Raw genomic sequence first — 22,286 nt, forward strand, 5'->3', positions numbered from 1 at the left:
GCTTAGAGTTGTGAGGCCAGTTTGTTGACCAGCTCACTGTGGGCCGAAGCATCCACTTCGGATTCCAGAACCTGTTCGGCTCCCTTGATTGCCAGTGCGGCAACCTGGGCGCGGAGCTGGTCCTTGGCGCGGTTCATTTCCTGCTCGATTTCAGCCTTGGCAGCTGCAATCAGACGTTCACCTTCGGAACGTGCCTGCTCGCGGGCTTCCTCAACGATGAGGGTGGCACTCTTGTTCGCCTGCTCGATGATCTGGGCAGACTGTTCCTTGGTCTCACGCAGGGTCTGGGCGGCTTTTTCCTGGGCAAGTCCCAGGTCGCGCTGGGCGCGGCCAGCCGCATCCAGGCCTTCGGCGATTTTTTTCTGGCGTTCCTGCATGGCGTGGGTAATCGGCGGCCATACGAATTTCATGGTAAACCAGACAAAAATAGCGAAGGCAATCGTTTGACCAAACAGCGTCAGATTAATATTCACAGCGATTTACCTCGTGCTATTTCATTGAGTCCTGGGGATAACACTGATACGGCAGAACCTGCGTTCTGCCGTTCATCGTTACCAGTCGAAATTAACCAGCAACGCCAGGTGCAACAACGAAGATCAGGTACATCGCGATACCAACACCGATCATGGGTACGGCGTCGAGCAGACCGGCCATCAGGAAGGTCTTGGTTTGCAGCTGCGGAGCCAGCTCAGGCTGACGGGCAGTGGATTCCAGCAGTTTGCCACCGAGGATGGCGAAACCGATACCGGTACCCAGAGCGCCCAGACCGATCATGATAGAGGCAGCGATGATGACGAGTTCCATAATTACTCCTAGGGGATCAAAGTTTAAGTTCAAGTTTATCGTTGGTTGAACACGGGTCTACGGGTGCTTAGTGACCATCCTCATGAGCACCGCTCAGATACACCACAGTCAGCACCATGAAGATGAAGGCCTGCAGCGGAATTACCAGAATGTGGAAGATTGCCCACGGCACGTTCAGCGCCCATTGCACGTAGAAGGGCAGAAGTGCAATCAGGATGAACACCACCTCACCGGCATACATGTTGCCGAACAGACGCAGTGCCAGGCTCAGCGGCTTGGTCAACAGGCCGAGAACCTCGAGAAACAGGTTGAAGGGGATCAGCGCCCAGTGGTTGAACGGGGTCAGCGTCAGTTCCTTGGTGAAACCGCCCACACCCTTGACCTTGAAGCTGTAGTAGAGAATCAGGGCAAAGACCGCGATGGAGATACCGAAGGTCGCGTTCGGATCCGTGGTCGGCACAATCTTGAAGTAATCCAGACCCAGGGCCATACCCAGACCGGGGATGTAATCCACCGGGATCCACTTCAGGGAGTTCATCAGGAACACCCAGACGAAGATGGTCAGGGCGAGCGGGGCGATCAGCGGATTACGCCCGTGGAAGGTGTCCTTGACGATGCTTTGGACGAACTCCACGATGATTTCGACGAAATTCTGCAGCCGACCGGGGGTGTCGACCGTGGCGCGGGTGGCCACATAACGGAACAGGCCAATGAAGACCAGTCCCATGGCTACCGCCCAGCCCAGTGTATCCAGGTGGACCGCCATGAAACCCATGTCAGCCGCCTCGGCACCGGTTCTGGCCAGTGTCCAGGTGGTTTCCTCGACGATGCTGCCGTCAGCCCGCTCATAACCCGCCGGTAGTTTACCGAAGGTCAGGTTCTGCAAATGGTGCTGAATGTATTCAGCTGATGTGGTTGCCATATTTGCCTCAGACACTAATGCTTTGGAAAGCCATCGACGATCAGCAATGCGCTGGCACCTATTGCCAGTACCGCCAGGTAACCCGCAAATACGGACACCACCTCCAGCGGTTGCACGCCAAGCCACACTGCAATGAACAGCACGGCCGTCAGTATCAGTTTCCCTGCCTCACCGGAGTAGATCTCGCCGACGATGGCACGGGCCGACCGGGCTCCGCTGTAGCGGTACACCCGAAAGGCGAAATAGCAGTTGGGGATAAGTGCCACAAGCCCACCCAACAGACCCGAGTAGCTCGCTATCCAGCCCCGGAATACCCACAGGACGAGCGCTACTGCCAAGGTCACGATCAGTTGCAGCAACAAAACCGGGAAGGCGGGCGTGCGGTGAAAGGGGGATTTGTTGGGCGTTCTCGCGTCCATTCCAACCCTCTTGGCTTTCCCGACGACGTCTACCGCTGCTGCTGCAACACACTGGTGCATTTTTGCCCAGCTAAAATAGCGCGAGGAGTATAGGTGGATTACGTAGTCGATTCAACTACAGCCATGGAAATCCGTGGTGCGCTGCAATGTCGCAGTTGTTACTTAATGTGCATCAATACGCCGTCGAGTTCATCCAACGAGTTATAACTGATGACCAGCTTGCCCTTGCCCTTGCTACCGTGCTGGATTTTCACTTCCGCGCCGATGCGCTCGGCCAGGTCCTGCTGCAGGCGGTCGATATCCGGATTACTGCGAATATCACCGGGCTCACGACGCGGATTCAGCCACTGGCGGACCAGCGCCTCTGTCTGGCGTACGGTCAAGCCGCGGGCGACCACCTGGCGAGCCGCCTCGGTCTGCTGTTCCGCCGGCAGGCCGAGCAATGCCCGGGCATGACCCATTTCGATATCGCCGCGCTCGAGCAGTAGCTTGACGTCGTCGGGCAGTGACATCAGCCGCAGCAGGTTGGTGATGGTGACCCGGGACTTGCCCACCGCATCGGCGACCTGCTGCTGGGTGAGCTCGAACTCCTGCTGCAGACGCTGCAGGGCGATAGCCTCCTCGATCGGGTTGAGGTCCTCACGCTGGATGTTCTCGATCAGGGCCATGGCGATGGCCGCTTCATCGGGCACTTCGCGGATCACCGCCGGAATACTGTCCAGGCCAGCCTGCTGGGTAGCACGCCAGCGCCGTTCACCGGCAATGATCTCGTAGCGCTCGCCAGCGATGGGGCGGACCACGATGGGCTGCATGACACCCTGCGCCTTGATCGACTGGGCCAGTTCCTCGAGGGCCTGGGGGTCCATGTCGCGGCGGGGTTGGTACTTGCCGCGCTGAATCAGGTCGACCGGCAGATCACGCAGTTGCTGATCCTGACTGCCTTCCGTCTTCTCGTTGGGGTTGGATTGCCCCAGCAGTGCATCCAGTCCCCGTCCCAAGCCGCGTTTCTTGACCGCCATGCCTGTCCTGTCCTTATTCCGATTAATCGTTTACCGCAGCAGCCTGCTTGGCCGCCTTGCGTGTGCGCCTGACCAGCTCACCGGCCAGGGCCAGGTAAGCCACGGCGCCGCGCGACTGCTTGTCATAGGTCAGTACCGGCATGCCGTAACTGGGCGCTTCGGCCAACCGCACGTTGCGCGGAATGACGGTCTGGTACAGACGGTCACCGAAATGGCTGCTCAACTGCTCCGACACCTCGCGGGTCAGGCTGTTGCGCGGATCATACATGGTGCGCAGCAGACCTTCGATCTGCAGCGTCGGATTGAGTGCCGAGCTGATGCGCTGGATGGTGTTGACCAGGGCCGACAGGCCTTCCAGGGCATAATATTCACATTGCATGGGAATGATCACACCGTCAGCGGCGACCAGTCCGTTGATGGTCAGCATGTTCAGCGACGGCGGGCAATCGATCAGGATGAAGTCGTACTGCTCGCGCACAGTGGCCAGCACGGAGCGCAGCCGGCTTTCCTTCATGCTGAATTCCAGCAGCTCGACTTCCGCGGCGGTCAGATCGCCATTGGCCGGCAAGAGTGCATAGCCGCCGTGCTCGGACTGCTGCAACGCCTCGTCGAAGCTGCAGCGGTCAGTCAGCAGTTCGTAGACCGAGGCTTCCAGCTGCGACTTGTCGACGCCGCTGCCCATGGTCGCATTGCCCTGGGGATCGAGGTCGATCAGCAGCACTTTGCGCTTGGTCGCTGCCAGCGAGGCGGCCAGATTCACCGTGGTGGTCGTCTTGCCGACGCCGCCTTTCTGGTTGGCAATTGCCAGTATCTTGCCCACTCAGGATGTCCTCTCTTGTGCCGTGCGTCGCAGTATCAGCAGGTGCCGGCTGGCCTGGCAACCGGGAACCGCCAATTCCTCACTGTGGGTCACAGTGAATTCCGCATCCAGGGCCTGCAGCTCGGTGTCCGGGTACAGCCCCTTCATGGCCAGCCACTGGGTATCCGGACTACTCAGGTGCCGGGTCAGCCGGGTAAAATCGGCCAGCGAGCTGAATGCTCGGGACACTATACCGTCAAACACCTGGTCCGGGGTAAATGCCTCCACCCGGCTGTTGACCACCTGCAGGTTGGCCAGGCCCAGCTCCAACCGCACCTGGGTCAGGAAGCGGGTCTTCTTGCCATTGCTGTCGAGCAGGGTGAACTGGCTGGCCGGCTGCATGATCGCCAGGATCACCCCAGGCATGCCACCACCGCTGCCCACATCGAGCCAGCGGCCGGGTGTGACGAAGGGCAACACGCTCAGGCTATCGAGCAGATGACGGCTGACCATTTCATCGGGGTTGCGCACCGCGGTCAGGTTGTAGGCCTTGTTCCACTTGTTCAACAACCCCAGGTAACCGAGCAGCAACTCAACCTGCTGATCGGTCAGCGACAGGCCCATCTGCTCGGCACCGCGAACCAGTTCCCTGGTGTGATCAACCATACCGCTCAAGCCTCCCGGGCCAATGTGCCGTCGTGCAATGCATTACGCTTTTTCAGGTGGATCAGCAGCAGACTGATCGCCGCCGGGGTGACGCCGGGAATGCGCGAGGCCTGGCCCAGCGTCTGCGGGCGGATACTCGCCAGTTTCTGGCTGATTTCCTTGGACAGGCCGTTCAGCGATGCGTAGTCCAGATCCGCCGGCAGCAGGGTCTGCTCATGCTGCCGCAGCTTGTCGATCTCGTCCTGCTGCCGCTCGATATAACCGGCGTATTTGGCGTGGATTTCCACCTGCTCGGCGGCGTCGGCCGGAATGTCCATGACACCGGTAATCCGGGCGAGGGTAGGGTAATCCACCTCGGGCCGGCGCAGCAGATCCAGCAGGTTGTATTCCCGGGTCAGCGGAGTATTGAAATGCTCGGCAAAATGCTGGCCGATAGCGCTGGTCGGCTGCACCCAGGTGGATTTGAGCCGCTGCTGTTCAGTCTCGATGGCCTCGCGCTTGGTGCTGAAGGCAGCCCAACGGGCGTCATCCACCAGCCCCAGCTCTCGACCCTGTTCGGTCAGGCGCAGGTCGGCGTTGTCTTCGCGCAGTACCAGGCGGTATTCGGCGCGGGAGGTGAACATGCGGTAGGGCTCGCGGGTGCCCATGGTGATCAGGTCGTCGACCAGCACCCCGATGTAGGCCTCGTCGCGGCGCGGGCACCAGCTGTCCAGCCCCTGGGAACGGCGGGCAGCGTTCAATCCAGCCAGCAGCCCCTGCGCGGCAGCTTCCTCGTAGCCGGTGGTGCCGTTGATCTGGCCGGCGAAGAACAGCCCGCTGATCACCTTGGTTTCCAGCGAATATTTCAGGTCCTGCGGATTGAAATAGTCATATTCGATGGCGTAACCCGGGCGCAGGATATGTGCGTTTTCCATGCCGCGGATCGACCGCACGATCTGCAGCTGCACATCGAAGGGCAGGGACGTGGAAATCCCGTTGGGATACAGCTCGTGGGTGGTCAGCCCTTCGGGCTCGATGAACACCTGGTGCTGATCCTTATCGGCAAAGCGATGGATCTTGTCTTCGATCGATGGGCAATAGCGCGGACCGACCCCCTCGATGACGCCGGTGTACATCGGCGAGCGATCCAGGTTGTTGCGGATGATCTCGTGGGTCCGCTCATTGGTGTGGGTGATCCAGCAGTTGACCTGCTCGGGATGCTCATCGGCGCTGCCGGTGAAGGACATCACCGGGATCGGCGTGTCGCCCGGCTGCGCGGTCATCTGCGAAAAGTCCACACTGCGGCCGTCGATGCGCGGCGGGGTGCCGGTCTTCAACCGATCGACCCGCAGCGGCAACTCGCGCAGCCGCTGGGCCAGGGCGATGGCCGGCGGATCACCGGCGCGACCGCCGGAATAGTTATCCAGACCGATATGGATCCGACCGCCGAGGAAGGTTCCGGCAGTCAGCACCACGTTGTCGGCCAGAAAACGCAGTCCCATCTGGGTGACCACACCGCGGACCTGGTCCTGCTCGACGATCAGGTCGTCACAGGCCTGCTGGAATATCCACAGGTTGGGCTGGTTTTCCAAGGCGTAGCGCACCGCCGCCTTGTACAGCACCCGGTCCGCCTGGGCACGGGTCGCCCGTACCGCTGGGCCCTTGCGGCTGTTGAGCACCCGGAACTGAATCCCGGCACGGTCAGTAGCCTTGGCCATGATGCCGCCGAGGGCGTCGATTTCCTTGACCAGATGGCTCTTGCCGATTCCGCCAATGGCGGGGTTGCAGCTCATCTGGCCCAACGTTTCGACGTTATGGCTGAGCAATAGCGTTTTCACGCCCATGCGGGCAGCCGCCAGGGCAGCCTCGGTACCGGCATGGCCGCCACCTACCACAATCACGCCAAAACGATCCGGAAAGTCCAACGTACACCTCGTTGCCCGGGCAGAAGCCGGACGGTCGGGAAAAGGGGCTGATTATAGGCTCAGAGCAGAAAAATTGCAGCCCTGCCTGGACATTTTTTGAACAGCTGCGCTGGCCGTTATCCACTGGCGGTCATTCATAGAATAAAGATAGAAAATATTTAAAAAGCTTTATGTTAATGCTGTATATGGTCAGCGGCTTTTTTGTGGATATGTAGGAAAACCCTATATAAATCATATTTTTGGCGAAAGTATAACCCTGTGCTCCGACTGGGCACAGCCAGTGTCGGGATGGGGGTGCATCCTGTGCATAAGCGCCTAGGTTATCCACAGGGCGGTTCGCCTCTGGCTTACACACAGGGTTATGGGCAGGGCTTGGGCCGGGTTGTGCACAGGGCTTATCGAGGAGAAACCGCGGTAGAAACGCAGCCGGCAGCCGCCCCGCCGTGCAAAAAGGGCAGGGCACGCGGAGCGCAGAGCGCAAAACGGGGCGAGAAACAGCGCGGAGGGGAGAGTGAATAGCTGCCGGCCAGAAGGCCGGCAGGATTATTTACCGATGCAGAAGCTGGAGAAGATCCTGCCCAACAGATCGTCGGCGCTGAATTGGCCGGTAATACTGCCTAGCGCCTGCTGCGCCATGCGCAGATCCTCGGCCAGCAGCTCGCCAGCGCCCAGCAGGGTGAGCTGCCGGTGCCCGTGGTCCAGATGCGCGGCAGCCTCTTCCAGGGCTTCCAGGTGGCGCCGGCGGGCGCTGAACAGGCTCTCCGCGGTCTGTTGATAACCCATGCAGGCCTTCAGGTGCTCGCGCAGCAACTCGATGCCCGCGCCATTCCGGGCGCTGAGACGCAGGCTGACGCTGCCATCGGCCGCGGTCTGCTGCTCCACCGCTGCGTTGATCAGGTCGATCTTATTGTAGATCAGGGTGATTTTTGCCGGGTCGGGCCGCTGCTGGAGGAATTCCGGCCAGAGCTGCTCGGGATCGTTGGCTTCCGGCTGGCTGGCGTCGACCACCAGCAGGATGCGATCGGCATCGGCGATGGCCGCCATGGCGCGCTCGACGCCGATCTTTTCCACCACATCATCGGTATCGCGCAGCCCCGCGGTATCGATAATGTGCAGGGGCATGCCATCAATGTGGATATGTTCCCGCAGAATATCCCGGGTAGTGCCAGCGATATCAGTGACGATGGCGCTTTCCCGGCCGGCCAGGGCATTGAGCAGGCTGGACTTGCCAGCGTTGGGACGCCCGGCGATCACCACCGTCATGCCATCGCGCAGCAGTGCGCCCTGACCGGCGTCCCGGCGAACCTGGGCCAGTTGCTGCTGGACGGCCTGCAGCTGGCTGAGCACGTGACCGTCAGCCAGGAAATCGATCTCTTCCTCCGGAAAATCGATCGCCGCTTCGACGTAGATACGCAGGCCGATCAAGGCTTCGGTCAGACTGTGTACTCGCTGGGAAAAGGCTCCCTGCAGGGACTGCACGGCATTGCGCGCAGCCTGTTCGGAACTGGCTTCGATCAGGTCGGCAATCGCCTCGGCCTGGGCCAGATCCAGCTTGTCATTGAGAAAGGCCCGTTCGCTGAATTCCCCGGGGCGGGCCAGGCGCGCGCCCAGACGCAGACAGGCCTTGAGCAGCATGTCCATCACTACCGGGCCGCCGTGGCCGTGCAGTTCCAGCACGTCTTCGCCGGTAAAGGAATGCGGGCCGGGAAAGTACAGGGTCAGGCCGTGGTCCAGCGTGATGCCCTGATCCTGGAATGGTCCGTAATGCGCATGCCGGGGGCGCGGTGTCAGGCCCGCCAGCTGTCCGGCGATATCCAGCGCCGCCGGCCCGGACACGCGGACGATGCCGACGCCCCCCTGGCCAGGCGGTGTGGCGATGGCGGCAATGGTATCGGCATGGTAGGCACGGCTCATGATCTGTCCTGTATGGCTGCAAACGGTGGATAGCAAAACGCCCCGATATCGGGGCGTTTGCGTCTGGCTGGCGGGGACGATCAGTCCTTTTCCGCGGCGCCTTCGATCTGGCGAGTAATGTACCACTGTTGCGCGATCGACAGGATGTTGTTGACCACCCAGTACAGTACCAGGCCTGCCGGGAACCACAGGAAGAAGAAGGTGAAGATGATTGGCAGCATCTTCATGACCTTGGCCTGCATCGGATCCGGCGGTGTCGGGTTCAACTGCTGCTGGATGAACATGCTCGCGCCCATCAGAATCGGCAGGATGAAGTAGGGGTCCTTCAGCGACAGGTCGGTGATCCAGCCAATCCAGGGTGCCTGGCGCATCTCAACACTTTCCATCAGCGTCCAGTACAGGGCGATGAAGACCGGCATCTGCACCAGGATCGGCAAGCAGCCGCCCAGCGGGTTGATCTTTTCCTTCTTGTACAGCTCCATCATGCCCTGGGACATTTTCTGCCGGTCATCGCCATACTGCTCACGCAGGGCCTGCAGTTTGGGAGCCACCCGGCGCATGTTGGCCATGGACCGGTAGCTGGTGGCCGACAATGGGAAAAACACCAGCTTGATCAGGATGGTCAGCAGGATGATGCTCCAGCCCCAGTTGCCTACCACGCTGTGGATCAGGCTCAGCACCCAGAACAGCGGTTGGGCAATCCACCAGAGGAAACCGTAATCAACCGTCAGCTCCAGACCGGGGGAGATTTCCTTCAGGCGGTCCTGGATCTTCGGACCGGCGTAGAAATCGGCACTGATGCTGGCCTGCTCCCCGGCGGACACATTCACCGACGGGCTGACAAAACCGACGATGTAGTTGCCCTGGCTATCCTTGCGGGTCTGATAGACATGCTGCTGCTCGGCGCTGGGGATCCAGGCGCTGACAAAATAATGCTGCAGCCAGGCAATCCAGCCACCGTCGACGGTCTGCTTCAGGCGAGTGTCGTCCATGTCGCCGAATTTGATCTTGGTGTAGTCGTTCTCCGCGCTCCAGTAGGCGGCACCGAGGAAGGTGGCCATGCCGGTCGCGCTGGAACTGGACGGATCACCGCTCTTGTCCCGCTTGATCTGGCCGAACAGGCTGCCGGTCCAGGTACTGTCGCTCTGGTTGTCGATCAGGTAGTCGACGTCGATCAGGTAATCACCGCGGGTGAAGCTGAACCGCTTGATGTAGTTGACGCCGTTTTCACTGAACCGCAGGTCCACGGTCAGACTGTCTTCACCTTCGGCCAGTTGATAACTGGTCTGTTCGGCGCTGTACAGCGGACGGCCATTGGCGCGGGCATCGGGGCCGTTGCGACCGGCCAACCCGCTCTGGGCGATGTAGGTCCGGTTATTATTCTGCTCGAGCAGCTGGAACGGCAGGTCCGGCCGGTCCTTGCGGGTCGGATATTCCGGCAGGGACAGGGCAACGATATCGCCACCGAGCGGGTTGATGCTCAGGTTCAGCGTATCGGTCTGCACCCGAATCAGGCCCGTGGCGGTGGCTGCGGTCTGCACCGGCGTCGCGGGCACGTCACCAGCACCCGGCTCGATCGCCTGGGGCACATCGTCATTCGCGCCATCGGCTGCGGGCAGGGTCGGCAGGTCCTCGTTGGCCATGCTCATCTCGGTTTCGCTTGCCGGCAGCGGCTCACCCTGACCGTAATCATTGTTCCACTGCAGAACCATGAGGTAGGTGATCACGAGCAAGGCAGCTATGAGGATGTTTCGTTGCATGTTCATGGTTTATTTAGCCATCCGAGAAGAACGGTTGTTCTGTAGGGGTACAGGATCATAGCCACCCGGGTTCCATGGATGACAGCGGGACAGGCGTCGCGCACTGAGCAGACTGCCCTTGAGAAAACCATGTTGTTCGATGGCTTCCTGGGCATAGCAGGAACAGGATGGATAGAAACGACAATGACTGGCCATCAGTGGGCTGATAGCGTAGCGGTAAACCTTGATCAGTCCGAGCGCGACACTACGCATTGGATGATGGGGGTCCGGAATTGCGGGAACGATGGTACTTGTCAGCGGCCTTGCTTAGCCGGCGCCACATGTCCTGGAACAGGACATGCAACGCGGCATTGTCAAGCTCGCCCAGGCCCTTGCGGGCGAGGACGACAATATCCAGATGATCCAGATCAGCACGGTGGTGTCTGAAGGATTCACGGGCGATACGCTTGATCTTGTTCCGATCAACTGCCCGGCGGACATTTTTCTTGGCAATGACCAGCCCCAATCGCGCATGTTCCTGGCCGTTATGCCGGGCCAGCAACAGGATATTGGAGCCTGAGGCCTTACAGGTGGCTCCATCGAATACGTTCTTGAACTGGGCAGGAGACAATAGCCGGTGTTCAGGACCGAATCCGAGATCCACCTGTAATACCGGTCTTAAGCTGACAGCTTATGACGGCCTTTGGCACGACGACGAGCCAGAACGGCACGGCCGTTCTTGGTAGCCATACGAGCACGGAAACCGTGGTTGCGCTTACGCTTCAAAACGCTGGGTTGGAAAGTTCTTTTCATCTTCAGATACCTGAGTAATTCACGACAGAGCCGCTAAGCCCTTTCAAGGGATCGGAGATTCTAGAGAAGAAGCACCCCTAGGTCAATTTGTATTCACAGCCCGGCAAGCAAATGAGGATACAAGACAATACAAAGAGAAAGAATTTTAAAAGATAGTTTATGTAGATCTTAATGAGTGACCGCTTTTCTGTGGATAACCCTGTCCAGGGCAGGCTGGTCAAGGGATCTGGCGATCGATAACCCGGTGGGCAAATTGTGGTTGGAGGGCGCGGATGCCTGTGCTGCTCCTGTGGATAAGCGACACGGATATCCACAGGGCGATTTATCCCCGTGGTTCGGGCGGGCTTGCCAACAAGCTAGTACAGCAGTTGTCCACAACGCTCAGTCGCCCGTAACGCAAGGGTTTTCTCGGAATCGGCGGTGGTGTGAAGGCGTTTTGCTCAGCCGGTCGGCCGTTATCGGGCCGGTGCGGCTACCGTCTCCCGTGTGGATAAGTGAGGGGGGACAGGCTAGAATACAGCCTGTTTTCGCGGGGTCGCCGCAGCGGCATTTCGCGGACCGTTTTCACCAAGCAACTCAAGCCGTGCAGGCTTGAAGTCGGGGGATTTAGTGTCTGTTGTACTCTGGCAGCAATGCATAGATTTTTTGCGTGATGAGCTTCCATCCCAGCAGTTCAACACCTGGATTCGCCCCCTTCAAGTAGAAGGGGATCAGGGGGAGTTGCGCTTGTACGCGCCCAATCGTTTTGTGTTGGACTGGGTCAACGACAAATACCTGAATCGCATCCAGGAATTGCTTGATGATCTGTCCCAGGGGCAGGCGCCTCTGGTGTCGCTGTTGATCGGCAGCCGGCGCAGTGCCCCGGCCAGCCCACCGGCGGCTACGGCCGTTGCTCCCGCAGCCGTCTCTGCGCCGACCAGTAATGAACAATCCGCGCCGCCGCCGGCGACTCCGCGGGCCCAGGCCACTACCCAGGGTTTCCAACCGGAGCCGGGCCCTTATGACAAGCGCAATGAAGAAGACCCGCGCCCGCCGCAACGGGCGGACCAGGCCAACAATACGGTGGTCAAGCACACCAGTTACCTGAACCGCAGCTTTACCTTCGAGAATTTCGTCGAGGGTAAGTCCAACCAATTGGCGCGCGCGGCAGCCTGGCAGGTGGCGGACAACCCCCGGCACGGTTACAACCCGCTGTTCCTGTATGGCGGTGTGGGTCTGGGTAAGACCCACTTGATGCATGCGGTCGGCAATCATCTATTAAAGAAGAACCCGGCGGCCAAGATCGTCTATCTGCATTCCGAGCGTTTTGTTGCCGACATGGTCAAGGCGTTGCAGATGAACGCCATCAACGATTTCAAACGCTATTACCGTTCGGTGGATGCGTTGCTGATTGACGATATCCAGTTTTTTGCCAAGAAGGAGCGCTCCCAGGAGGAATTCTTCCATACTTTCAATGCCTTACTTGAGGGTAACCAGCAGGTCATTCTGACCAGCGACCGCTATCCCAAGGAAATCGATGGCCTGGAAGAGCGACTCAAATCCCGTTTCGGCTGGGGTTTGACCGTGGCCGTGGAGCCGCCGGAACTGGAGACCCGGGTCGCCATCCTGATGAAGAAGGCCGAGCAGTCCCGCATCGATCTGCCCCATGATGCGGCCTTCTTCATTGCCCAGCGGATCCGCTCCAACGTCCGTGAACTGGAAGGCGCGCTCAAGCGGGTGATTGCCAGTGCCCACTTCATGGGTCGGGACATTACCATCGAATTGATCCGCGAATCACTCAAGGATCTGCTCGCCCTGCAGGACAAGCTGGTCAGTATCGATAACATCCAGCGGACCGTAGCCGAGTACTACAAGATCAAGGTCGCCGATATTCTGTCCAAGCGGCGGTCGCGTTCGGTAGCGCGCCCTCGCCAGGTGGCGATGGCGCTGTCCAAGGAGTTGACCAACCACAGCCTGCCGGAGATCGGTGATGCTTTCGGTGGACGCGATCACACCACGGTGCTGCACGCCACGAGGAAGATCGCAGAACTGCGTGAAATCGATGCCGATATCCGCGAAGATTACAAAAACCTGCTACGGACGCTGACCACCTGAGCGTGTGTACCGAGTAAACAGCCAACCTGCACGAGGTCGAAGGAAGACAATGCAATTTACCATTCAGCGCGAAGCCCTGTTGAAACCACTGCAACTGGTGGCTGGTGTGGTTGAACGTCGGCAGACGTTGCCAGTGCTGTCCAATGTTCTGGTGGTCGTCGACGGCAATACGCTGTCATTGACCGGTACTGATCTTGAGGTCGAGCTGATTGGCCGGATCCCCCTGGAAGAACGGGCCGAACCCGGCGAGATTACCGTTCCTGCGCGCAAGCTGATGGATATCTGCAAATCCCTGCCCGATGATTCGACGATCAACTTCCGCGTCGAAGAAGGCAAGGCGATTCTCAAGGCCGGGCGCAGCCGCTTTACCCTGACAACCCTGCCGGCCACCGATTTCCCGAACGTGGAAGACGGTGAGAGCGCCATGAGTTTCGCGGTCAGCCAGAACAAGCTGCGGCGTCTGATTGAGCGCACCGGTTTTGCCATGGCGCAGCAGGATGTGCGCTATTACCTCAATGGCATGCTGCTGGAAATCAACGCTGGCCAATTGCGCGCCGTGGCGACTGACGGTCACCGCATGGCGATGTGTACCGTGGACGCGAATATCGACTACCAGGAAAAGTACCAGCTGATCGTGCCGCGCAAGGGCATCCTGGAACTGGCACGGCTGTTGGGCGAAGCGGACGACCTGATCAATATCGTTCTGGGTACCCACCACATTCGTGCGACCACCGGTGATTTTACCTTCACCTCGAAACTGGTCGATGGCAAATTCCCCGACTACGAGCGGGTACTGCCGCGCGGCGGTGACAAGATTGTCCTGGCGGATCGTCAGTCTCTGCGCAACGCTTTCAGCCGCACCGCGATCCTGTCCAACGAGAAATACCGGGGCATTCGCCTGATGCTCAGCGATTCGCTGCTGAAAATTCAAGCCAACAACCCTGAGCAGGAAGAAGCGGAAGAAGACACCGTGGTCGACTACTCCGGCGCGCCGCTGGAAATCGGCTTCAACGTCAGCTACCTGCTGGACGTCATGAACGTGCTGAGCAATGAACAGATCAAGATGACCCTGTCCGATGCCAACAGCAGTGCACTGGTCCAGGAATCCGAATCGGACGACAGCCTCTACGTCGTCATGCCTATGCGTCTCTGAGCTGCATGCCGCTCAAGCGACTCTCCGTCACCGGGGTGCGCAATCTGCACCCGGTGACTCTTCAACCTTCCCCCCGTATCAACATCATTTCCGGCGCCAACGGCAGCGGCAAGACCAGCCTGCTGGAGGCCATTCATATTCTCGGCCTGGCCCGATCCTTTCGCAGTACCCGTTTGCAACCGGTAATCCAGCACGGTCTGGATGCCTGTACGGTCTTTGCCGAGATGGTGTTACACAGCGGCGTCAGCTGTTCCATTGGTATTACGCGAAGCAAGCAAGCCGATTACCTGATCCGCATGGATGGCCAGACGGTGCGCAGCGCTGCGCAACTGGCCGAAACGCTCCCGCTGCAATTGATCAATCCCGATAGCTTTCGATTGCTGGAAGGCGCGCCCAAGCAGCGCCGCCAATATCTGGATTGGGGAGTGTTCCACGTGGAACATCAATTCCTCCCTGTGTGGCAGCGTTTGCAAAAAAGCCTTAAACAGCGTAATAGCCTGCTGCGACGTGGTAGAATGCAACGTTCGATGTTGATCCCTTGGGAGTCCGAGCTGATTGCCGCCGGAGAACAGGTAGATGAATTCAGGCGCGCCTACCTGTCGAAACTGAAGCCGGTGTTCGAAACTATCCTCGCCCGCCTGCTGCCGTTGGATGATCTGACCCTCAGTTATTACCGTGGCTGGGACAAGGACAAGCCATTGGCTCAGGTGTTGGATGATCAGTTCGAGCGGGACAGTCAGTTGGGTTATACCCAGTCCGGTCCGCAGCGAGCTGACTTGCGCTTGCGCATCAAGGGGATGAATGCGGTAGATATTCTCTCCCGGGGGCAGCAGAAGCTGGTGGTATGCGCGCTCAAGATCGCTCAGGGTTACCTGCTACGTGAACTCCGCGGGTCTCAGGAGTCGGTATTTCTGGTGGACGATCTGCCTTCAGAACTGGATGAACAACATCGCCGGGCGTTGTGCAGCTTGCTGGAAGATCTTGAATGTCAGGTTTTCATCAGCTGCGTAGACGAACAGCAACTGCGGGATTGTTGGAAAAACGATACACCATTGTCGATGTTCCACGTGGAACATGGACGCATTGTGCAGACTGATTGAATGTCTGGGAGTGATTATAAAATGACCGAAGAAAGAGCTTACGATTCATCAAGTATCAAGGTGCTTAAAGGCCTTGATGCGGTGCGTAAACGCCCAGGCATGTATATCGGTGATACGGACGACGGAACCGGTCTGCATCACATGGTGTTTGAGGTGGTGGATAACTCCATTGACGAGGCATTGGCCGGTCACTGTTCCGATATCACTATTACCATCCATACCGATGAATCCATTACCGTGCGTGATGATGGCCGCGGTATTCCGGTGGATATCCATGAAGAGGGGGTGTCTGCTGCCGAAGTGATCATGACCGTACTGCACGCGGGCGGCAAGTTCGACGATAACAGCTACAAGGTCTCCGGCGGTCTGCACGGGGTAGGGGTATCAGTGGTCAATGCGCTCTCTGAGGAGCTGGTCATGACCATTCGGCGCGCTGGCAAGGTATGGGAACAGACCTACCGCCACGGCGTCCCACAGGCCCCTCTGGCAGCCATTGGCGATACCGAGGGCAGCGGTACCCAGATCCACTTCAAACCCTCTGCAGAGACCTTTACCAGCATCAGCTTCAGCTGGGATATCCTTGCCAAGCGCCTGCGCGAACTGTCCTTCCTCAACTCCGGTGTGGGTATCCACCTGATTGACGAGCGCACCGGCAAGCGCGAGCTGTTCCGCTATGAGGGCGGTCTGCGCGCCTTTGTTGAATATCTGAACGTCAACAAGTCCACCATCAACTCGGTATTCCATTTCAACATCCAGCGCGACGACGGCATCGGTGTGGAAGTGGCGATGCAGTGGAACGACAGCTTCAATGAAAGCCTGTTGTGTTTCACCAACAACATCCCCCAGCGCGATGGTGGTACCCACCTGGCCGGCTTCCGCAGTGCGCTGACCCGTTCGCTGAACAGCTATATCGAGCAGGAAGGTCTGCTGAAGAAGATGAAGGTCAGTACCTCCGGTGATGATGCCCGTGAAGGTCTTACCGCCATCATCTCGGTCAAGGTACCGGACCCCAAGTTCTCCTCCCAGACCAAGGACAAGCTGGTCTCCTCTGAGGTGAAAACCGCAGTGGAACAGGAAATGAACAAGTTCTTCAGCGATTATCTGCTGGAAAAGCCCAACGAAGCCAAGGCAGTGGTCGGCAAGATGATCGACGCCGCCCGCGCCCGTGAAGCAGCGCGCAAGGCCCGGGAAATGACCCGCCGCAAGGGTGCGCTGGATATCGCCGGCCTGCCGGGCAAACTGGCTGATTGCCAGGAAAAGGACCCGGCGCTCTCCGAACTCTACATTGTGGAAGGGGACTCCGCGGGCGGCTCTGCCAAACAGGGCCGTAACCGCAAGACCCAGGCGATCCTGCCGCTGAAGGGCAAGATCCTCAACGTGGAAAAGGCCCGTTTCGACCGGATGCTGTCGTCCCAGGAAGTGGGCACACTGATTACCGCGCTGGGCTGCGGTATCGGTCGCGACGAGTTCAATATCGAAAAGCTGCGTTACCACAACATCATCATCATGACGGATGCCGACGTCGACGGCGCGCACATCCGTACGCTGCTGCTGACCTTCTTCTTCCGGCAGATGCCCGAGCTGATCGAGAAGGGCTATATCTATATTGCCCAGCCGCCGCTGTACAAGATCAAGAAGGGCAAGCAGGAACAGTACCTCAAGGATGACGAAGCGCTGGAGGACTACCTGACCCAGTCCGCGCTGGAGGACTCCTACCTGTACGTCAACGAGCACGCGCCGGGGATTACCGGTGAAGGCCTGGAGCGTCTGGTCAATGAGTACCGCAGCGTGATGAGCACGCTCAAGCGTCTCGGTCGCCTTTATCCCCAGGAATTGATGGAGCACCTCGTCTATCTGCCCCGTCTCGCTCAGGAAAACCTGGCGGATGAGGAGTTTATGCGCAACTGGTTGATTTCATTCGAGAAAATGGTCAAGTCCGGGGAGCGCTCCGGGCAGGAGTACCAGGTCAGCCTGCGCGAGGACAAGGAACGCCAGCTGTGGCTGCCGGAAGTGGAAATCATCTCCCACGGTCAGACCAGCTACGTCACCTTCAACCGCGACCTGTTTGCCAGTAACGACTACCGCAGCATGGCTGATCTTGGTGAGAAGCTGCAGAGCCTGCTGGAAGACGGTGCCTACATGCAACGAGGCGAGAAGAAGAAGCCCATCCGCTTCTTCAAGGAAGGCATGGACTGGATGATGAACGAAACCGCCCGCCGCCATACCATCCAGCGCTACAAGGGGCTGGGGGAGATGAACGCCGACCAGCTGTGGGAAACCACCATGGATCCAGAAAACCGCCGCATGTTGCAGGTCACCATCGAGGATGCCATCGGCGCCGACCAGATCTTCAACACCCTGATGGGCGACCACGTGGAACCACGTCGGGAGTTCATCGAGCGCAATGCCCTGGCGGTGTCCAACCTGGACGTGTGATGCCAAGTGGTAAATAAAAAATCCCCGGTTGGAGTGATCCGCCGGGGATTTTTGTTTTAGATCATCAGCAAGCTGGGTGTTGCCGGTAGCTATGGGCCGGTAGGGTTGTGCCGACCGTCGGTTGCCATGGATGGCAACCGCGAGCCTACAGGGAAGTATTCACAGCGTGTCGGCACGGCCCTACCGGCCCACAGTTACCTGCAGGAGGCCTCCAAGCCCTGGTTCAGCCCGCCTGAATCTCCTGCATCGCCTTGTTCACCCACGCCTCGGCCTGCTTGTTGACCTCGACGATAGAGCGGGGGTCCGCTCCCTTGGGGTAGATAGCCGGACCAATTTTCACCTGCACGGTGCCGGGGCGCTTGCCCCAGCCGTTACGTGGCCAGAATTCGCCGGCATTGTGCGCCACCGGTATCACCGGCGCGTTGTTGGCGCAGGCCAGGGCGCTGCCGCCGCGGGTGAACTTGATCGGCTGGCCGGGCTCGACGCGGGTGCCTTCGGGGAAGACCAATACCCAGACGCCGTCCCGCAGGCGTTGGCCGCCGATACGGCTGAGCTGTTGCAGGGAGCTGCGCGCCTTGCTGCGATCGATGGCAATCGGCTTGAGCAGGGCGAAAGCCCAACCGAAGAAAGGCACGTACAGCAGCTCCTTCTTGATCAGTTGGGTCTGCGGGCGGAATATCTGCTGCAGGAAGAAGGTTTCCCAGGTGCTCTGGTGGTTGGAAAGAATCACCCCGGCCTGGTCGGGAATGTTTTCCTGCCCGGTGACCTCGTAGCGGATCCCGACCAGTGTCTTGGTCAACCAGATAGCAAACCGGCACCAGCATTCCAGCACCAGCTTGAAGCGCAGGCGGTAGGGCATGAAGGGTCCGATGATCAGCATCGGCAACGCCCACAGAACCGCACTGGCGGAGAGGATCAGATAGAACAGGGTGACGCGCAGGGCCATCAATACGGACATGGGGTCAAGCTTCCAGCAGGTAACTGGCCACCGCGGCCAGATCATCAAACACACGGGTCCCGGCAGGCAGCGCTTTGCCCTCGGTGCCCCGACCTTTACCGGTACGCACGAGATACGGTTGGCAACCCAGGGCGGCGCCGGCCTGCAGGTCACGCAGGCTATCGCCGACCGTGGGCACGCCGTCCAGGGAGATGCCGTAGTGCTCGGCAATCTGGCGGAACAAGCCGGGCAGCGGCTTGCGACAATCGCAGCTATCGTCCGGGCCATGGGGGCAATGGCGGATCAGATCCACGCAGCCACCTTCGGCCGCCACCAGCTCACGCAGACGTTGATGCATCGCCTCCAGCGTCTCGGCATCGAAATAGCCCCGGGCCAGGCCGGACTGGTTGGTGGCTATTGCTACCGTCCAGCCCGCCTTGCTGAGCCGGGCGATGGCTTCGATCGAACCCGGCAACGGAATCCATTCCGCTACGGATTTGACGAAGGCATCGGAGTCCTCGTTGATGACCCCATCCCGGTCGAGAATGATCAGCTTCATCCGAGCAGCGAGATATCGGCAACGCCCAGGAACAGGCCACGCAGCCGCGCCAGTAGGGCGTAGCGGTTGGCCTTGACCTGCGCATCCTCGGCGTTGACCAGTACCTGGTCAAAGAAGCTGTCCACCGGCTCGCGCAGCGATGCCAGCCGCTCGAGGCTGGCCTGGTACTGGCGGGCCGCGGCCAGGGGCGTGACGTCATTCTCGGCAGCCTGGACGGCATTGGCCAAGGCTTGCTCCGCGGCTTCGTTGAGCAGCGCCGGATTGATATGCCCGGTTACCGTGTCTTCAGCCTTGGCGAGGATATTGGATACCCGCTTGTTGGCTGCTGCCAGGGCCTCGGCTTCCGGCAGCCGGCGGAATGCCTGGACCGCCTGCACGCGCTGGTCGAAGTCCAATGGCGAGTCGGGGTGGACCGCGCGTACCGATTGGTAGACCGCCACATCGATGCCCTCGTCTTCATAGCGGGCGCGTAGCCGGTCGAAGATGAAGTCCTGTACCTGGTCGACCAGGCCGTCGCCCTGCACCGCAGCGCCATACTGATGGATGGCAGTTTCCAGCGCGGCATGCAGGTCCAGCTCGAGCTGTTTCTCGATCAGGATGCGCAGCACCCCGAGGGCGGCGCGGCGCAGGGCGTAGGGGTCCTTGCTGCCGGTGGGCAGCATGCCGATGCCGAAGATGCCAACCAGGGTATCGAGCTTGTCGGCCAGCGCCACGGCGGCGCCGGTCAGGGTGCTGGGCAGTTCGGCGCCCGCGCCGCGGGGCATGTACTGCTCGTTCAGCGCCAGCGCCACGTCGTCAGCTTCGCCGTCATGACGGGCGTAGTAATAACCGGCGATGCCCTGCAGTTCCGGGAACTCGCCCACCATTTCGCTGGCCAGGTCGCACTTGCTCAGCAGGCCGGCCCGGCGTGCATTGACCGGATCGCCACCGATCCGCTCGGCGATGAAGGCCGCCAGTTGGGAAACCCGTACCGCCTTGTCATAGACGCTGCCCAGCTGTGCCTGGAATACCACATTGGCCAGCCGCTCGTTGTTCTGTTCCAGGCCGTGTTTCTTGTCCTGCTGGAAGAAGAACTCGGCATCGGTCAGGCGCGGACGCACGACCTTTTCGTTACCGGCAATGATCTGCGCCGGATCGCTGCTCTCGATGTTCGCCACGGTAATGAAGCGCGGCAGCAGCTTGCCGTTGGCGTCCAGCAGGCAGAAATACTTCTGGTTATCCTGCATGGTGGAGATGAGGGCTTCCTGGGGCACCTCCAGGAAACGTTCCTCGAAGCTGCACACCAGCGGCACCGGCCATTCGACCAGGGCGGTGACTTCATCGAGCAGGTCGTCGGGGATGATCGCTGTGCCCTGTTGCTCGGCTGCCAGTTGCTCCACACGCTGACGGATCAGCTCGCGGCGTTCGGCGAAATCCGCCACCACATGGGCCTTGCGCAGGTCATCGGCGTAGCTCGCCGGGGTGCTGATGCGCACTTCGCCCGGGTGATGGAAACGGTGGCCCAGGGAGCTGCGGCCGGCCTGCTGGGACAGGATCTCGCAGGGGATCATGCTGTCGCCCTGCAGCATCACCAGCCACTGGGTCGGGCGTACGAACTCGGTCTTGCCCGCGCCCCAGCGCATGCGCTTGGGAATCGGCAGGGCGGCCAGGGCGTTATCCACGATCTGCGGCAGCAGTTCGGCGGCGGGCTGGCCGGCGATGGTCTGCACATGGCGCAGGCGCGGGCCGCTCTGATCCAGCTCGCTCAGCTCGACGCCGCACTTGCGGGCAAAGCCCAGGGCAGCCTGGGTCGGCTGGCCGTCGGCATCGAAGGCGGCCTTCACCGGCGGGCCGTCCATCTGACTGGTGCGGTCGGGCTGCTGGGTTGCCAGCTGCTCGACCACCACGGCCAGACGCCGAGGCGCCGCATAGTAGCGGGCGGACTGGTAGGCCAGGCCGGCCTCGTTCAGACCCTTTTCCACACCCTCGAGGAAGGCCTCAGCCAGGCGTTTTAGCGCCTTGGGCGGCAGTTCTTCAGTACCCAGTTCAACCAGAAAATCCAAAGCCAGCATTATTCGGCCTCCTTCAGTTTGGCCAGTACTTCATCACGCAGTTCGGGGCTGGCCATGGGGAAGCCGAGCTTGGCGCGGGCATGCAGATAGCTGTGGGCAATCGAGCGGGCCAGGGCGCGTACCCGCAGGATATAACGCTGACGCTCGGTTACCGAGATGGCCCGGCGGGCATCCAGCAGGTTGAAGGTATGGGAGGCCTTCATCACCATTTCATAGGCCGGCAGTGGCAGCTCGGCCTCGGTCAGGCGATTGGCTTCGCCCTCGTAGAAATTGAACAGGTCGAAGAGTTTCTCGACGTTGGCGTGTTCGAAGTTATAGGTCGACTGCTCCACCTCGTTCTGATGGAACACATCGCCATAGGTCACCTTGCCGAAGGGGCCGTCGGAATAGACCAGGTCGTAGACCGAATCCACGCCCTGCAGGTACATGGCCAGGCGCTCCAGGCCGTAGGTGATTTCACCGGTGACCGGGTAGCACTCGACCCCACCGACCTGCTGGAAGTAGGTGAACTGGGTGACTTCCATGCCGTTGAGCCAGACTTCCCAACCCAGGCCCCAGGCGCCCAGGGTCGGCGATTCCCAGTTATCCTCGACGAAGCGGATGTCATGCACCAGCGGGTCGATGCCGATGTGCCGCAGCGAATCCAGGTACAACTCCTGGATGTTGTCCGGGTTCGGCTTGAGCACGACCTGGAACTGGTAGTAATGCTGCAGGCGGTTGGGGTTTTCGCCGTAGCGGCCATCCGCCGGCCGGCGACTGGGCTGGACGTAGGCGGCATTCCAGTTTTCCGGGCCGATCGAGCGCAGGAAGGTGGCGGTGTGGAAAGTGCCGGCACCTACTTCCATATCGTAGGGCTGGAGCAGTACACAGCCCTGTTGCGCCCAGAAATTCTGCAGCGCGAGGATCAGGCCCTGGAAGGTTTGGGCGGCGGGATTAGTCTGGGTCACGTTTTCACCG

21 protein-coding genes are annotated in these 22,286 nt (G+C 60.0%); 4 read left to right on the plus strand and 17 right to left on the minus strand.

The window, feature by feature from the left end:
- Window positions 1–2: 2 nt before the first annotated feature.
- The 13 genes from VG99_RS08305 to rpmH all read right to left on the minus strand — a co-directional run bounded on the left by VG99_RS08305 (window position 3) and on the right by rpmH (window position 10,999).
- Complete coding sequence (locus VG99_RS08305; protein ID WP_044499326.1) at window positions 3–473, minus strand: F0F1 ATP synthase subunit B; 471 nt, start codon at window positions 471–473, stop codon at window positions 3–5.
- Window positions 474–564: 91 nt separating this feature from the next.
- Window positions 565–804, minus strand: coding sequence for a F0F1 ATP synthase subunit C (gene atpE, locus VG99_RS08310; protein WP_044499327.1), 240 nt, complete (start codon window positions 802–804; stop codon window positions 565–567).
- A 67-nt stretch (window positions 805–871) separates the two neighbouring features.
- Window positions 872–1,726 carry a F0F1 ATP synthase subunit A gene (gene atpB / locus VG99_RS08315; protein WP_044499328.1) on the minus strand — a complete coding sequence of 285 codons (855 nt, stop codon included), beginning with the start codon at window positions 1,724–1,726 and terminating at the stop codon, window positions 872–874.
- A 14-nt stretch (window positions 1,727–1,740) separates the two neighbouring features.
- Window positions 1,741–2,145: a F0F1 ATP synthase subunit I gene (locus VG99_RS08320; protein WP_044499329.1), complete on the minus strand. Its 405-nt coding sequence runs from the start codon at window positions 2,143–2,145 to the stop codon at window positions 1,741–1,743.
- A 158-nt stretch (window positions 2,146–2,303) separates the two neighbouring features.
- The gene (locus VG99_RS08325; RefSeq protein WP_044499330.1) at window positions 2,304–3,164 is read right to left on the minus strand and encodes a ParB/RepB/Spo0J family partition protein; all 861 of its coding nucleotides are present in this window, start codon (window positions 3,162–3,164) and stop codon (window positions 2,304–2,306) included.
- A 22-nt stretch (window positions 3,165–3,186) separates the two neighbouring features.
- Complete coding sequence (locus VG99_RS08330) at window positions 3,187–3,984, minus strand: ParA family protein (protein ID WP_044499331.1); 798 nt, start codon at window positions 3,982–3,984, stop codon at window positions 3,187–3,189.
- Complete coding sequence (gene rsmG, locus VG99_RS08335) at window positions 3,985–4,638, minus strand: 16S rRNA (guanine(527)-N(7))-methyltransferase RsmG (RefSeq protein WP_044499332.1); 654 nt, start codon at window positions 4,636–4,638, stop codon at window positions 3,985–3,987.
- The gene (mnmG, locus tag VG99_RS08340) at window positions 4,635–6,533 is read right to left on the minus strand and encodes a tRNA uridine-5-carboxymethylaminomethyl(34) synthesis enzyme MnmG (RefSeq protein WP_044499333.1); all 1,899 of its coding nucleotides are present in this window, start codon (window positions 6,531–6,533) and stop codon (window positions 4,635–4,637) included. The genes rsmG and mnmG overlap by 4 nt, the downstream gene beginning before the upstream one ends.
- Before the next feature lie 543 nt (window positions 6,534–7,076).
- Window positions 7,077–8,447 carry a tRNA uridine-5-carboxymethylaminomethyl(34) synthesis GTPase MnmE gene (gene mnmE / locus VG99_RS08345; RefSeq protein ID WP_044499334.1) on the minus strand — a complete coding sequence of 457 codons (1,371 nt, stop codon included), beginning with the start codon at window positions 8,445–8,447 and terminating at the stop codon, window positions 7,077–7,079.
- Window positions 8,448–8,527: 80 nt separating this feature from the next.
- Window positions 8,528–10,213, minus strand: a complete 1,686-nt coding sequence (gene yidC, locus VG99_RS08350) for a membrane protein insertase YidC (RefSeq protein ID WP_044499335.1) — start codon at window positions 10,211–10,213, stop codon at window positions 8,528–8,530.
- A 3-nt stretch (window positions 10,214–10,216) separates the two neighbouring features.
- Window positions 10,217–10,459, minus strand: coding sequence for a membrane protein insertion efficiency factor YidD (yidD, locus tag VG99_RS15735; protein ID WP_076939739.1), 243 nt, complete (start codon window positions 10,457–10,459; stop codon window positions 10,217–10,219).
- The gene (rnpA, locus tag VG99_RS15740) at window positions 10,452–10,850 is read right to left on the minus strand and encodes a ribonuclease P protein component (protein WP_076939740.1); all 399 of its coding nucleotides are present in this window, start codon (window positions 10,848–10,850) and stop codon (window positions 10,452–10,454) included. Before rnpA ends, yidD begins: the two co-directional genes overlap by 8 nt.
- A 14-nt stretch (window positions 10,851–10,864) precedes the next feature.
- Window positions 10,865–10,999, minus strand: a complete 135-nt coding sequence (gene rpmH / locus VG99_RS15745) for a 50S ribosomal protein L34 (protein ID WP_074779021.1) — start codon at window positions 10,997–10,999, stop codon at window positions 10,865–10,867.
- A gap of 609 nt (window positions 11,000–11,608) precedes the next feature.
- Between rpmH and dnaA the strand changes: the two genes are divergently transcribed.
- From dnaA to gyrB, 4 genes are read left to right on the plus strand one after another with little or no spacing between them, the layout of a single operon-like run.
- Window positions 11,609–13,093: a chromosomal replication initiator protein DnaA gene (gene dnaA / locus VG99_RS08360; RefSeq protein ID WP_044499337.1), complete on the plus strand. Its 1,485-nt coding sequence runs from the start codon at window positions 11,609–11,611 to the stop codon at window positions 13,091–13,093.
- Window positions 13,094–13,142: 49 nt separating this feature from the next.
- Entirely contained in the window at window positions 13,143–14,246 is a 1,104-nt protein-coding gene (dnaN, locus tag VG99_RS08365; protein ID WP_044499338.1) for a DNA polymerase III subunit beta, read from the plus strand.
- A gap of 5 nt (window positions 14,247–14,251) precedes the next feature.
- Window positions 14,252–15,346: a DNA replication/repair protein RecF gene (recF, locus tag VG99_RS08370; protein WP_044499339.1), complete on the plus strand. Its 1,095-nt coding sequence runs from the start codon at window positions 14,252–14,254 to the stop codon at window positions 15,344–15,346.
- A 21-nt stretch (window positions 15,347–15,367) separates the two neighbouring features.
- Window positions 15,368–17,782, plus strand: coding sequence for a DNA topoisomerase (ATP-hydrolyzing) subunit B (gyrB, locus tag VG99_RS08375; RefSeq protein WP_044499340.1), 2,415 nt, complete (start codon window positions 15,368–15,370; stop codon window positions 17,780–17,782).
- 223 nt (window positions 17,783–18,005) lie between these two features.
- On the opposite strand, the gene VG99_RS08380 is transcribed toward gyrB, so the two are convergent.
- The 4 genes from VG99_RS08380 to glyQ are packed head-to-tail and all read right to left on the minus strand — an operon-like array spanning window position 18,006 to window position 22,276.
- Window positions 18,006–18,740 carry a lysophospholipid acyltransferase family protein gene (locus VG99_RS08380; protein WP_044499341.1) on the minus strand — a complete coding sequence of 245 codons (735 nt, stop codon included), beginning with the start codon at window positions 18,738–18,740 and terminating at the stop codon, window positions 18,006–18,008.
- A gap of 4 nt (window positions 18,741–18,744) precedes the next feature.
- Window positions 18,745–19,278 carry a D-glycero-beta-D-manno-heptose 1,7-bisphosphate 7-phosphatase gene (gene gmhB / locus VG99_RS08385; RefSeq protein WP_044499342.1) on the minus strand — a complete coding sequence of 178 codons (534 nt, stop codon included), beginning with the start codon at window positions 19,276–19,278 and terminating at the stop codon, window positions 18,745–18,747.
- Window positions 19,275–21,329, minus strand: a complete 2,055-nt coding sequence (gene glyS, locus VG99_RS08390) for a glycine--tRNA ligase subunit beta (protein ID WP_044499343.1) — start codon at window positions 21,327–21,329, stop codon at window positions 19,275–19,277. Before glyS ends, gmhB begins: the two co-directional genes overlap by 4 nt.
- Entirely contained in the window at window positions 21,329–22,276 is a 948-nt protein-coding gene (gene glyQ, locus VG99_RS08395; protein WP_044501534.1) for a glycine--tRNA ligase subunit alpha, read from the minus strand. The genes glyS and glyQ overlap by 1 nt, the downstream gene beginning before the upstream one ends.
- Between the last annotated feature and the right edge of the window lie 10 nt (window positions 22,277–22,286).

Origin of the sequence: Pseudomonas saudimassiliensis (assembly GCF_000939975.1) — a bacterium.
In the GTDB taxonomy this organism is placed as follows: Bacteria; Pseudomonadota; Gammaproteobacteria; order Pseudomonadales; family Pseudomonadaceae; genus Halopseudomonas; species Halopseudomonas saudimassiliensis.

Coding starts and splice junctions, on each gene's coding strand:
- gyrB (WP_044499340.1), top strand. CDS start 15,368: ATGACCGAAGAAAGAGCTTACGATTCATCAAGTATCAAGGTGCTTAAA.
- VG99_RS08325 (WP_044499330.1), bottom strand. CDS start 3,164: ATGGCGGTCAAGAAACGCGGCTTGGGACGGGGACTGGATGCACTGCTG.
- rpmH (WP_074779021.1), bottom strand. CDS start 10,999: ATGAAAAGAACTTTCCAACCCAGCGTTTTGAAGCGTAAGCGCAACCAC.
- dnaN (WP_044499338.1), top strand. CDS start 13,143: ATGCAATTTACCATTCAGCGCGAAGCCCTGTTGAAACCACTGCAACTG.
- gmhB (WP_044499342.1), bottom strand. CDS start 19,278: ATGAAGCTGATCATTCTCGACCGGGATGGGGTCATCAACGAGGACTCC.
- mnmE (WP_044499334.1), bottom strand. CDS start 8,447: ATGAGCCGTGCCTACCATGCCGATACCATTGCCGCCATCGCCACACCG.
- yidC (WP_044499335.1), bottom strand. CDS start 10,213: ATGAACATGCAACGAAACATCCTCATAGCTGCCTTGCTCGTGATCACC.
- atpE (WP_044499327.1), bottom strand. CDS start 804: ATGGAACTCGTCATCATCGCTGCCTCTATCATGATCGGTCTGGGCGCT.
- recF (WP_044499339.1), top strand. CDS start 14,252: ATGCCGCTCAAGCGACTCTCCGTCACCGGGGTGCGCAATCTGCACCCG.
- yidD (WP_076939739.1), bottom strand. CDS start 10,459: ATGCGTAGTGTCGCGCTCGGACTGATCAAGGTTTACCGCTACGCTATC.
- glyS (WP_044499343.1), bottom strand. CDS start 21,329: ATGCTGGCTTTGGATTTTCTGGTTGAACTGGGTACTGAAGAACTGCCG.
- VG99_RS08320 (WP_044499329.1), bottom strand. CDS start 2,145: ATGGACGCGAGAACGCCCAACAAATCCCCCTTTCACCGCACGCCCGCC.
- atpB (WP_044499328.1), bottom strand. CDS start 1,726: ATGGCAACCACATCAGCTGAATACATTCAGCACCATTTGCAGAACCTG.
- VG99_RS08380 (WP_044499341.1), bottom strand. CDS start 18,740: ATGTCCGTATTGATGGCCCTGCGCGTCACCCTGTTCTATCTGATCCTC.